This is a genomic window from Streptococcus sp. oral taxon 058 str. F0407, assembly GCF_000235485.1.
Classification (GTDB): Bacteria; Bacillota; Bacilli; order Lactobacillales; family Streptococcaceae; genus Streptococcus.
The window spans coordinates 24,546-37,308 of the sequence record NZ_JH378890.1 but is presented as its reverse complement, the minus strand read 5'-3'; the positions used below and the strand labels follow the sequence as shown (position 1 = coordinate 37,308).

Sequence of the window (12,763 nt, the reverse complement as noted above, 5' to 3'; positions counted from 1 at the left end):
TCACGTACGATCCTGTACCTTGGGTTCCAATATTAGCAAAAGCTACCAGTAGTAAACTTAAAAGCGCAAATGCAGGAGTGCTCAACGTTGAAAGCATTGTCGTTGGGTCACTTTCATAGACACCTGTTTTAACAAACATGGCCAAAGCCATCACCCCACCTGTCGCAGCAAAGAATGGCGCAACAACCCCGTATGACAAAGCTGTAGCCCAATAGCCACTACGTTCTGATTTTGCCAAACGTGGCAAGACAAAGGCTTGTGTAGACCAAGAAAAGGCTACGGCCACATTTCCTTCCCCTGATATCATAAAGCGTTCAATCGGTGTCAAATTTTCTTGGATGGCAGGTTGGACATTCATAATATCCCTAATCGGAACCGCAACAAAACAGATTCCAACGATGATTAGCCCAACAAATAACAAGGCAACCACTAGAAAGCGATTAGTGCCTTTAATCACCTCTGGACCTCCAAGAGCAATCAGCGTTCCAAGGAGAACACAGAGAGTGCCTAGAATCGGTGCCCATACTCCCTTATCTAAACCAAGTCCAAAATTATTTCCCAAATGAATCATGGAGCTGGCAAAAAGATTGGCGGTAACAGCGTACCAACCAAAATTTGCCAGACTAATCACAGTTGATAGAACAGCCACCCCTTTTCTACCTAGAACAGCTCTCAACCAAATCCATAAATCAATTCCATATTTAACTGCAAACAGAATTGGGAGACATTCGATGAAGACCCAGATAATATTAAAACTAAAAATATTAATCAACATTTGATTAAAGGTCAAATATTGAGCCACATAGGCTCCTTGGGTATAACACCAAGTTGCGATTGCAAAACCACTTGTCGATAAGAAGAGATCCCAGAAAGAATACTGACGATCCTTGTTGGTCATGGGAACGATTCCCGTTATCGTCTCCTGTTGAATGAAGTCATTCATCTTGGACATTTTATTGAATACCTCCTGTAATGGCTAAGATGATCAGAATATGATTGACTAGAATCATATCAATTACTTATGTAAAATAAACTTTTAAGAAAGGGGAGATAAATACACATAGATTAAGGCTTTCATTTTTTAGTTTCACCTACAACTAATTGTTCAAGTTCAATACCAATTCTCATATTGTCAGTCCTCCGACTAAAAATTAATTTTAGTTGACCATACTGCCCACTATAGTGGTACCAAATATAGAAAAACTCCCCTAATAGATTTACAGACACTCTCCTGAAATAATCCTCACAAAGGAGTAATAGTATGATGCCCCAAACGTCTGAGCTAGATAGCTGTATTTCGTTTTCACATCTGGAACTTCTTCTAAAGAGATTTCAAGTACCCGTTCAGCCTATTCTACCGTATCAATAAAGATTTTCTAAAGCCTCCAGCAGGGGCGTACTCGAATATTTCTAATCAATCCTCTATCTATCCTTAAATAGTAACTGAGTCCCGATCCTTGATCATATAGCGTTTTAAAGGAGTTAAGCTAGCTAGCCAGTACAATAGACCACCAAAGATCGCAGTAAAGCCACTACCAGTTGTGATTAAAAAGATTGAACTTTGAATTTGTGCAGTTACAGGGTTGTAAACAAATAGTACCGCAACTAATAAAGAAATGATTACACAAGATAATCCTACCAAGTTAAAACCATTTGTAAACTCATAAGCTTTATGTCCTTCAAGAAAATAGGCTGAACGCAAATCGAGTTTTCGTTTTCTTAAGATAAAGTAGTCAACAACGATCATTCCGATAATGGGGCCTTGAATATAAGCGGCTAGAGAGATGAAGGAACCGAAGTACTCTTCTACCCCTCCCCAGATAGTGAGTAGGCTCACATAAATCATGGCAATCCAAACCATTAGTTTATAGCTTACTTTTGGCATCCCGCTTTTTACAATCATACAGTTCACGTACGATCCTGTACCTTGGGTTCCAATATTGGCAAAGGCTACTAATAGCAGACTTAAGAGAGCAAAGGCAGGAGTGCTCAACGTTGAAAGCATCGTCGTTGGATCACTTTCATAAACACCTGTTTTGACAAACATGGCTAGAGCCATAACTCCACCTGTAGCAACGAAGAATGGAGCGACAATCCCGTATGATAAGGCTGTAGCCCAATAGCCACTGCGCTCTGATTTTGCCAAACGTGGCAAGACCAATGCTTGTGTAGACCAAGAGAAGGCAAAGGCCACATTTCCTTCCCCAGAAAGCATGAAGCGTTCTAATGGAGTTAAATCTCCTTGGGTAGCTGGTTGAATGTTCATAATCTCAGTAATAGGCACGGCTACAAAACAAATTCCCACGATAATCAGACCGACAATCAACAAGGCGATTACCAAGAATCGATTGGTCCATTTAATCACTTCCGGCCCCCCAAGAGCAATCAACGTTCCAAGAAGAACACAGAGAGTACCTAAAATCGGTGCCCATACTCCCTTGTCTAAACCAAGTCCAAAATTATTTCCCAAGTGGATCATAGAATTAGCAAAAAGATTAGCCGCAACGGCGTACCAGCCAAAGTTAGCCAAGCTAATAATGGTTGATAACAGGGCTACTCCTTTTTTCCCTAGGACAGCCCTCAACCAAATCCACAAATCAATTCCATATTTAACCGCAAACAAGATTGGAAGACATTCAATAAAAACCCAGATAATATTAAAGCTAAAAATATTAATCAACATTTGATTAAAGGTCAAATATTGAGCCACATAGGCTCCTTGGGTATAACACCAAGTTGCGATTGCAAAACCACTTGTCGATAAGAAGAGATCCCAGAAAGAATACTGACGATCCTTGTTGGTCATGGGAACAATTCCCGTTATCGTCTCCTGTTGAATAAAGTCATTCATCTTAGACATTTTATTGAATACCTCCTGTCATGGCTAGAATGATCAGAATAAGGTTAATTAGAACTAAGACGATGACTATAGTAAAGTCACTTTTTAAAAATGGCTGAGCAAACACATAGTTTGGTGATTCCATTTCTTCTAGCCTTCTTTTCGTTTCATGTGCTACTAATTCTTCAATTTCAGATGTCGGTTTCATCTCAATTCTCCCCTAAATACAAATCTAGTGCAATTTGCCCATACTGCTTGGTATAACGATACCAGATATAAAGAAATTCACCTACTGGTTTTCCAACGCTTTCTTGGAACAGGGCCCATAAAAACCAATAATATGAGGTCACTGATACATAGGCCAAGTAGTGGCGTTTGGTTCTCTTGTCTGGAACTTCTTGTAAATAGATTTCAAGCACCTTTTCAGCTTCTTCTACTGTATAATTTGAACATCCAATAAAGGTTCCTAAATCTCCTGCTGGATCTCCCATACCAGAATATTCCCAATCAATCAAGCTCATTTCTCCAGCTTCATTCAACAAAAAATTCGGGCTATAAGAATCTCCATGGCAGAGAACCTTTTTCGCTTGATCTTCTTGTAGAAGCTTCTCGAGAACTGAGACATTCTTATCCAACTCTTCAAGCCCATCAAATTCAAAACGATTGCTGGCTTTTAATTTTTGTCTAAAATCATCAATTCCCTCAAATTGATCAAAGGAATGATCTGTTTTTTCTCCAGATTGGTGCAAGCGTCTCAAGAGGTTCATTGCTTTTGCTACATCATCCCAATTATCATAATCTAGTTGCTTGGCATTAGGGATAAATTCTGAAATTTTCCAGCCCTCATCCTTGTTCATGGCAACAAAAGTACGGTCAATCTTCAATTTTGCAGCAATTTCCATGGAAGCCGCTTCACTAGCACGATCAATATAATTTTCAGTTCCCCTACCCGGATGACGGTAAACATATTTCTTCCCTAGGCAGTCAAATGAAAACGAAGTGTTGGTTAGACCATCTTTTAGAGGTTTGATATTGACAATATCTGAAGCTACACATCCCAATGTCTTACAGATATTATCAATGATTTCCGAATTCGTATTCACCAAATAGTGCTCATCAAACTGACGCAACTCATCTAGTGAATCAAACTCCTTAACAATATCTGCTGAATAATGCCGAGCTTCCAAAGGAAGCTCCTTGACGTGACGACTATAGTAATCTTCCCAGAGCTGTTCGCGATATGGTTCATGCTTAAATTCAGTTTCTAAAATGTCTACGAATTTTTCACTAAATGCACGATCAAAATAAACATGCCCCACCATAGCCCAAGTATTCGTTCCACCGATTTGAATATCGATGATTGTGTGATTGGAGTCTTCCTTAGAGCAGTATTCGTCTGTGTCTCCTTCTGCAAATATAGTCGAATAATAACCTCTGTAAATATATCGCTCAAACGGATTTTCCACAAAATAATTATCCGACGAGCAAATGTAAGTATTAGAAAGCTGATCTCTGACTAGCATGAGAGAAGAACAGTTGTTGTACTTGTAGTAATCATTATTCACAACAATTTTAACGCCAAATTTTTCTGCCAGATAGAACATTTTTTCTTGCAGATAGCCTACAATAACTGTAATATCCTCTATCCCAGCTTCTTGCAACTGCTTGATTTCTCTCTCAATCAAGCGCTCACCTTTAACTTGGAGCAATCCTTTTGGTAACTCATAAGACAAAGGCGCAAAGCGGCTACTCATACCTGCTGCCATGATAATGGCATTCTTCACCTGATACGGAGTTAAAGCTTCCTCACCTAGGTCAGTTAAGTGATTTTCCTCACCGATCCATTCCTTTTCTTTACATTCCTTGAGAAGATTATTCACCGCCCCCAAAGAGATGTCTAGCTGTTCAGCCAATTGTCTCTGCGTAAAGTTTTCGTCTTTGTGAGTCAACAAAAAACGTAAAAGTTTAAATTGTTTTTCTGATAGCATATCTTCAGCCTCTTTTGTTCAATATATTTATTTATTTAATTATATAATGAACACACGCTTTTGTCAAGTTAGATTCTATATTAAGAAAACGGGTGCTCAAATCAAGTCCATCAAAATAGTGACCAAACGAAGAAAGAGCCCCAATTGGGAGCTCTTCAAATTCATCTACAAAACAATCCACTGGATTTGGTGATTTCTTTATCTGCCGACTAAAAAGGTCTCCCGGGCTATAATGATGATTACTTCATAATCTCCATCTGCAACCTAAACTAGTCTCCCAGACTATTTATGAAGATTACTTACGTAATCCTTATCTGCCGACTAAAAAGGTCCCCCGGACCTTTTTAGCCACCTAGGTATGCTTTTCTGACTTCATCTGATGCTGCGAGTTCTTTTCCTGTTCCTGATAGGACAATCTTGCCTGTTTCAAGTACATAACCTCGGTCAGAGATAGCAAGGGCCTTGTTAGCGTTCTGCTCAATTAGGAGAACAGTTGTTCCTTGCTTCTGAATATCTTGGATGATATCAAAAATTTCTTGGATAAAGATAGGGGCAAGTCCCATAGACGGCTCATCTAAGAGGAGGAGCTTAGGCGTGGACATGAGAGCACGTCCCATAGCAAGCATCTGTTGCTCACCACCTGAAAGGGTAGCTGCATCTTGGTTTTTGCGTTCTTCTAAACGTGGAAAACGAGAGAAGACTTTCTTCAAGTTGACTTGATTTTCTTCTCGATTTTTCTTTAAAAAGGCTCCCATTTCTAAGTTTTCCATAACAGTCAAACCTGGAAAAACATGGCGTCCTTCAGGAACTTGTGAAAGCCCACCTGCCACAATTTTTTGCGCTGGCATCTTTTGAATTTCTTTTCCTAAAAACTGAATTTTACCAGCACTTGGACGAACCAAACCTGAAAGGGTACGGAGAATGGTTGTTTTACCAGCACCATTGGCACCTATCAAAGAAACAACTTCACCTTCATTAACTTCGAAACTAACATCACGAACTGCTTGGATCATGCCGTAATGAACAGAAAGGTTTTCAACTTTTAACATAGACATTAGGCTTCACCTCCTAGATAAGCTTCGATAACACGTTTGTTGTTCTTGATCTCATCCGGAGTACCATGAGCAATCAAACGGCCATATTCAAGAACATAGATACGCTCAGTGACTTCCATAACCAGACTCATATCATGCTCAATCAGCATGATGGTAATGTTAAATTCATTTTTAATCCGACGAATCAGGGCAGTCAGCTCAGCTGTTTCCTGCGGATTCATCCCAGCAGCTGGCTCATCCAAAAAGAGAATCTTAGGCTCTGTGGCAAGCGCTCGGACAATCTCCAGACGACGTTGCTGACCGTAGGCCAAATTTTTAGCCAAGGTTTCTGCTTCCTTATCCAAGTCAAAGATGGCCAGCAACTCCAGAGCTTTCGCTTTCAATTCCTCTTCATTTTTATAAAATGCTGGAAGGCGGAAGAAAGAAGCCAACACATGAGGTTTATGGTGATTACCAAAAGCAATCAACACATTATCCAAGACTGTCAAATCTTTGAAAAGACGAATATTTTGGAATGTCCGACTGAGCCCCAGAGTCGCAATTTTGTAAGGTGCCTTGCCATTCAGCAAGTGCCCATCCAAAGTGACCGTTCCCTCACTCGGCTCATAGACACCTGTCAAAAGGTTGAAAAGAGTCGTTTTCCCAGCACCGTTAGGACCGATAAGACCGATCAGTTCGCCCTCGTTCAATTCCAGACTTACATCGCTAACAGCCGTCAGTCCTCCGAAATTTTTGGTTAATTTTTTTACTTCAAGAAGCGCCATTATTCTTTGACCTCCTTATTCTTTTTAAAGAACTTAGACAAGCTCAGTTCCCAAGTACCAAGCAAGCCACCTGGACGGAAAATCATGACCAAAATTAAGGCAAGTGAATAAACGATCATCCGAACGCTTGAGATATCTTGTAAAAGCATATTGAGGATACCCAATACCACTGCCGCTACAATTGCTCCAGTCATTGATCCAAGACCACCAAAAACGACGATAATCAAAACGTTAATCGTATTGATGAAGGAGTAGTCTTTTGGTACGACAGAACCGACAAATCCGGCCTGCAAAGAGCCTGCGATAGAGGCTGTAATAGCTCCAAAAACAAAAGCAATGACTTTAATTTTTGTTGTATTGACACCGACAGACTCTGCCGCAATCTCGTCCTCACGAACAGACAAGGTGCTGCGTCCGATAGGACTGCGGAGGAAGTTGAGAGTCAAAATAGTCGTAATAACAACGAAGACATAAACCAGCTGCCAAGATGTAAATGGCGGAATAGACAAGATACCTGCCGCACCATTGGTCAATTCACCACCATTGACAATCAAAATCCGAATAATTTCAGAAACACCCAGAGTCGCAATCGCCAAATAGTCTCCCTTTAAGCGAAGGGTTGGAATACCAACAAGCAGGGCTACCACACCTGCAAGCACAGCGCCGACCAACATAGCAATAAAGAAAGCACCGTAGGTTGGGGATTTAGAACCCATAATGGCTACTGCATAGGCACCAATGGCCATAAAGCCAGCATGTCCCAGCGAGAACTGCCCAGAGAAACCAACGATGAGATTAAGGCCAACAGCCAAAATAATATTAATCCCAATCTGCTCAAAGATTTGCAGATAAAAAGGATTGAGAATACCTGTATTGGCAAGCACTGTCATCAATAGGTAGCCAAAAAGGATCAGAGTAAGCCATAACGCATTTACTTTTAAATTATTTTTCATACATTACACCTTCTCTTTCACATTTTTACCTAGAATACCAGCTGGACGAACCAATAGAATAATAATCAAAATCGCATACACAATCGCATCTCGGAAATCTGATAATTCAACTGCTGTTGCAAAAGTTTCCAAGAGACCAATTACAAAGCCGCCCAAAGCTGCCCCTGGAATGATACCGATTCCGCCCAAAACTGCAGCAACGAAGGACTTGATACCTGGGGCCATTCCCATCAGTGGCTCAAGTGAGTTGTAGTAAAGGGCAATCAGCACCCCTGCTGCTCCTGCCAAGGCTGAACCCAAGGCAAATGTAAAGCTGATCGTACGATTGACATTGATTCCCATGAGCTGGGCAGCATCGCTATCTACGGAAACAGCCCGCATGGCTTTCCCCATTTTGGTTTTTTGCACGATAAACTGCAAACCAACCATGAGTAAAATAGAAATTCCAAAGATCATTAGTTGGATATTGGAAATCGAAACTGGTCCAATCGTATAACGCACCGTTTCAATTACCTGAGGGAAAGAACGAGTATTTGCACCTACAAAGAAGACCATCCCGTATTCCAAAAGGAAAGAAACCCCAATCGCCGTAATCAAGGCTGCAATCCGTGTCGAATTGCGCAGCGGACGATAGGCTAAGAATTCAATCACTACACCGAGGATTGCTGTACCAACCATAGATAAAATAAGGGCCACAAAGAAATTCAAGTGAAGGGTGTTAATCAGGTAATATCCCATGAAAGCACCGATCATATAAATGTCTCCATGCGCGAAATTAATCAATTTGATAATTCCGTAAACCATGGTATAACCCAAGGCCAGAAGCGCATAGACACTCCCCAAAATCAATACATTGGCTAGCTGCTGAAGAATTTGTTCGAGCATTCCACACCACTCTTTCTAATATAAAATAAGAGCAGAAACAACAATCTCAGACGAAGCCTTGTCTTGCCGTCTCTACTCAAACATCATAAGCAAGTAAGAAACAAGTCAAAGACTGGGTTTGTCCCCAGCCTCAGACCCTTTATTCAGGTTTAACTGTCTCAACAGTTTCTACTTTACCATCTTTCAAACCAATCATCAAGGCTGTCTTCACAGGGTTGTGATCTTTATCAATGGTAATAGATCCAGTAACTCCTTCAAAGTCTTTTAACTTAGCAAGGTTATCTTTAATTTCTACAGATGTTTTTGCACCCTTAGATGCTTCGGCTGCCATGTAAACTGCGTCATATGAGAGCGCTGCAAACATAGAAGGTTCTTCATTGTATTTAGCTTTGTAAGCTTCAACGAATTTCTTCGCTTTATCTGTCATGTCACCTGAAGTTGAGAAACCAGATACATAATAAACATTAGTTGCTGCTGCTGGAGTTGCTTGTTCTACAAACTTAGCATCGCTAAATCCGTCTGGTCCAACAATTGTTTGAGTGATACCCAAACCGCGCGCTTGGTTCACCAATTTACCAGCTTCTGTATAGTAACCTAGTACAACCAGTGAATCAAATTCTTTGCCTTTGATCTTTGTCAAAGCAGCTTGGAAATCTGAGTCACCAGAAGCAAAGGTTTCTGTCGTAACGATTTCACCCTTGTATTCTTTCTTGAAGGCTTCAGCCATTCCTTTAGCGTAGTCGCTTGAGTTGTCATAATAGAGTACAACTTTCTTAGCTTTCAAGTTTTCTGTTACATATTTAGAGATGACTTTACCTTGGTAACTATCAGTAAAGGTTGCACGATACAGATAGTCTTGGTTTTTTGTCAAATCATCCTGTGTAGCACTTGGTGTTACCAAAGGCACACCAGCTTTACCTGCATTGGCAATTGCAGCCGCAACCCCACCTGAAGTCGCAGGACCAATGATTGTATTCACCTTATCTTGAGTCGCCAAGCTTGTAGAAATAGTAGCTGCTTCTGCTGTTTCTGATTTATTATCTTTATCAGTTACTTCGATTTTCTTGCCATCTACACCGCCAGCTGCATTGATTTCATCAACAGCAAGCTGAGCACCGTGTTGTTCTGCAGTACCGTAAGCTGCTACAGCACCAGTTTCTTCAAAGTTGAAACCGAACTTAAGTGTTTTACCGATTTCTGTTCCAGTAGCAGATGAGTTGTTTGTAGAAACCTCTCCACAGGCTGCTAGAAGCGCAGCACTAGCAAAGGCTACGAGTGAAAGTGCAAATTTTTTCTTCATGTTAATCTCCTTATAGTTGTTTCAAAAATAGTATGTTAAGAATATACCGAATTATCAGAAAATTGTCAATACATTTATTTAATTTTTTAAATGATAACGTTTTCTTCGTTACGATAGAGATTACCAACAAAAGGTGTCTCTAACTCTTGAATATGGCAACGTCTAATTTTCTTGATAAATCTTTCCTTACCTAATCTCTCAACTAAGTCATCTAGCTCCTCCGTTGGAACATAGAGTTGCAGGTAGCGATGCTTTTTGGAATGATAGAAAACATCTCCATATTCCTGTAGTTTTTTTACATCTCTATTATAGTAGAGATAGATGATTAATCCTGATCGATTTGTTTTTTCAAACATGAGGAAGCCTCTTTCTAAGAAATCTTATCCTATTATATCAAAAAAAGCAAACTCCGTCGAGTTCGCTTTCATGCTTTATTAGTTCAAAGAATTGTTGGCCATGATTTCATCAATAAAACCATATTCAAGCGTTTCTTGGGCGCTCATCCAGTAATCACGTTCCGCATCTGCATGAATTTGCTCAACTGATTTACCAGAGTTATCGGCAAGGATTTGCTCCAATGTCTTACGAGTTTTGAGCAAGTGTTCTGCAGCGATTGCCATATCTGTTTGTTGGGTACCACCACCTGTTCCACCCATTGGTTGGTGAATCATGTACTCTGCATTTGGAAGCATGAAGCGTTTGCCTTTTGCTCCACTTGATGCAATAACAGTCCCCATAGATGCAGCCATTCCCATCACGATGGTTTGGACATCAGCCTTGATAAAGTTCATGGTATCAACGATTGCCAAACCAGCTGACACAGAACCTCCAGGTGTGTTGACATAAAGGTAAATATCTTTTGTGCTATCTTGGGCATCCAAGAAGAGCAACTGAGCAATAACTGAGTTGGCCATATTGTCTTCGACTGGCCCTGTTAGCATGATGATGCGGTCTTTCAAAAGACGGGAGTAAATATCATAGGAACGTTCTCCACGGCTTGTTTGTTCAATAACTACAGGAATCATTTATTTCTCCTTTTATGTTGAATTTTCTTAGTCATACGACTCAATACAGAACTATTATATCTTTTTGGTCAAAAAGGTCAAATTTTTGCTCTATACTATCGACAGAATCAAAAATTCAACCTCCTTACGAAATTAGAAACATTCTCCAATTTCATCTTTAAGACTCTATCTGAGTCTTATTTCGTACCGAACAAGCGGTCTCCAGCATCTCCGAGACCTGGAACAATATAGCCATGTTCATTCAAGTGTTCATCCAAGGCTGCTGTAAAGATTTCGACGTCTGGGTGAGCTGCTTGAAGAGCTTTCACTCCTTCTGGAGCAGCTACTAGGCAGACAAACTTGATATTTGATGCACCACGTTTTTTAAGGGAGTCAACAGCCAAGATAGCTGAACCACCTGTTGCCAACATTGGATCCACTACAAAGATTTGACGTTGGTCAATATCCTCAGGCAATTTCACCAAGTATTCAACTGGTTGAAGGGTTTCTTCATCACGGTACATACCAATGTGCCCAACTTTTGCTGCTGGAACCAAGCTCAATAAGCCATCGACCATTCCGATACCTGCACGCAAGATTGGGACAATCGCCAATTTTTTACCAGCCAATTGTTTTTGAACTGTTTTTGTGATTGGTGTTTCGATTTCCACATCTTCAAGTGGAAGATCACGAAGTACTTCATATCCCATCAACATTGCAATCTCGTCAACTAGCTCACGAAAAGCTTTTGTAGAAGTGTCTGTACGACGCAAGATTGACAATTTGTGTTGAATCAGTGGATGATTAATGACTTCAATTTTTCCCATTTTCTGAATTCCTTCTTTCAATTTATTCTTCTTATTATATCAAAAAACGGTTTAAAAAGCTTTCTAAACCATTCATTTTTTATAAATTCTAAATTAAATTTGCTTCTTGAAGAGCTGTCTGAACCGTCTCAAGCGGTAAATGGGTCAGCTCGGTCCCTTTTTCTTGATAGAGGTATTTGGCATAGTCGTCCATACGATACTGATTGATATAAACTACACGTTTGCAACCGACTTGTAAGAGTTGTTTTGTACAGTTCAGACAAGGGAAATGGGTCACATAAGCTGTAAATCCTTTAGGAACCCCACGTTCGGCTCCTTGTAAGATTGCATTGACCTCGGCGTGAAGGGTTCGGACACAGTGTCCTTCAATGACAAGACATTCGTGGTCAATACAGTGCTCAGTTCCTGATACTGAACCATTGTAACCTGTTGAAATGACCTTATTATCCTTAACGAGGACAGCTCCTACTTTGGCGCGTTTACAAGTAGAACGATTGGCAATCAGTAAGGCCTGGGCTGCAAAGTACTCATCCCAAGCCAGTCTTTTTTCCGTCATAAGTCTTCTCCTTTTCCTTTATTTTTTGAAAAATGGCAAGCGTAAATCAGCAATCTTTTCAGCTGGAACCTTCATTCCATCCTTGATCCATTTGAGTAGAACCGATACGATGGCAGAACTCCAAAACGAATGCAGATAGCTGCTAACGCCTTTTGATTTTCCGTGGTATTTTTCCAGAAATTCCTGCATAGCTTGGACAAAAATCTTTTCCAAGTGGTAGTCCAAAGCAAGTTGGATAACCTTGGCTTCTTTCTTGGCTGCGCGGAAAAGGTGTACCCAGACAAGATAAAGATCGGTTTTGACATCGTAGTGGCTCAACTGTTCCATAATGTTATGGACACTGCGTTTAAAAACGCTTTCCAAAATCTCTTCTTTAGAGTCATAGTTGCGATAGAATGCGGCACGAGAGACGCCCGCTCGCTTGACCAGCTCCGAAATGCTGATCTTAGCCAAGTCTTTTTTTTCCAGAAGTTGCAAAAGAGCAGTCTCAATCGCTTCTCTAGTCAAGAAATTGGATTCTTGATTTGATTTTCTGAGATTTTCAAGAGATTTTTCAGATATTTTACGTTCAGACATAACAATTTCTTTCTAC

At 40.4% G+C, this 12,763-nt stretch carries 14 protein-coding genes; all 14 read right to left on the bottom strand.

Translation table 11 applies throughout. The features are described 5' to 3' along the window. On the bottom strand, nt 1-952 hold a 952-nt coding region (locus HMPREF9184_RS08700), incomplete at its 3' end, for a cytosine permease (protein ID WP_000041467.1). Between the two features lie 480 nt (nt 953-1,432). Continuing rightward, complete coding sequence (locus HMPREF9184_RS08695) at nt 1,433-2,860, bottom strand: cytosine permease (RefSeq protein ID WP_000041461.1); 1,428 nt, start codon at nt 2,858-2,860, stop codon at nt 1,433-1,435. Between the two features lies 1 nt (nt 2,861). Beyond that, the gene (locus HMPREF9184_RS08690) at nt 2,862-3,047 is read right to left on the bottom strand and encodes a hypothetical protein (RefSeq protein ID WP_000805402.1); all 186 of its coding nucleotides are present in this window, start codon (nt 3,045-3,047) and stop codon (nt 2,862-2,864) included. Nucleotide 3,048: 1 nt separating this feature from the next. Then, nucleotides 3,049-4,827, bottom strand: a complete 1,779-nt coding sequence (locus tag HMPREF9184_RS08685; protein ID WP_000947698.1) for a phosphotransferase — start codon at nt 4,825-4,827, stop codon at nt 3,049-3,051. Between the two features lie 344 nt (nt 4,828-5,171). Beyond that, entirely contained in the window at nt 5,172-5,882 is a 711-nt protein-coding gene (locus tag HMPREF9184_RS08680) for an ABC transporter ATP-binding protein (protein WP_000062211.1), read from the bottom strand. After that, nucleotides 5,882-6,646, bottom strand: coding sequence for an ABC transporter ATP-binding protein (locus HMPREF9184_RS08675; RefSeq protein ID WP_001185978.1), 765 nt, complete (start codon nt 6,644-6,646; stop codon nt 5,882-5,884). The genes HMPREF9184_RS08680 and HMPREF9184_RS08675 overlap by 1 nt, the downstream gene beginning before the upstream one ends. Next, nucleotides 6,646-7,599 (bottom strand): branched-chain amino acid ABC transporter permease, encoded by a 954-nt coding sequence (locus HMPREF9184_RS08670; RefSeq protein WP_000794566.1) that lies wholly within the window; start codon nt 7,597-7,599, stop codon nt 6,646-6,648. The genes HMPREF9184_RS08675 and HMPREF9184_RS08670 overlap by 1 nt, the downstream gene beginning before the upstream one ends. Nucleotides 7,600-7,602: 3 nt before the next feature. After that, entirely contained in the window at nt 7,603-8,472 is an 870-nt protein-coding gene (locus tag HMPREF9184_RS08665; RefSeq protein WP_156790153.1) for a branched-chain amino acid ABC transporter permease, read from the bottom strand. Nucleotides 8,473-8,623: 151 nt separating this feature from the next. Then, on the bottom strand, nt 8,624-9,784 hold the full coding sequence (locus HMPREF9184_RS08660) for an ABC transporter substrate-binding protein (protein WP_000726156.1): 1,161 nt from the start codon (nt 9,782-9,784) through the stop codon (nt 8,624-8,626). 86 nt (nt 9,785-9,870) lie between these two features. Beyond that, nucleotides 9,871-10,140, bottom strand: a complete 270-nt coding sequence (locus HMPREF9184_RS08655; RefSeq protein ID WP_000462113.1) for a YlbG family protein — start codon at nt 10,138-10,140, stop codon at nt 9,871-9,873. A 78-nt stretch (nt 10,141-10,218) separates the two neighbouring features. Next, nucleotides 10,219-10,809, bottom strand: coding sequence for an ATP-dependent Clp protease proteolytic subunit ClpP (clpP, locus tag HMPREF9184_RS08650; protein WP_000613466.1), 591 nt, complete (start codon nt 10,807-10,809; stop codon nt 10,219-10,221). 176 nt (nt 10,810-10,985) lie between these two features. After that, a complete protein-coding gene (gene upp / locus HMPREF9184_RS08645) occupies nt 10,986-11,615 on the bottom strand; it encodes a uracil phosphoribosyltransferase (protein WP_025169005.1) in 630 nt (209 codons plus the stop codon). A gap of 88 nt (nt 11,616-11,703) precedes the next feature. Then, the gene (locus HMPREF9184_RS08640; RefSeq protein WP_000136985.1) at nt 11,704-12,171 is read right to left on the bottom strand and encodes a deoxycytidylate deaminase; all 468 of its coding nucleotides are present in this window, start codon (nt 12,169-12,171) and stop codon (nt 11,704-11,706) included. Nucleotides 12,172-12,189: 18 nt separating this feature from the next. Then, nucleotides 12,190-12,747: a TetR/AcrR family transcriptional regulator gene (locus tag HMPREF9184_RS08635; protein ID WP_000003897.1), complete on the bottom strand. Its 558-nt coding sequence runs from the start codon at nt 12,745-12,747 to the stop codon at nt 12,190-12,192. Nucleotides 12,748-12,763: the final 16 nt, after the last annotated feature.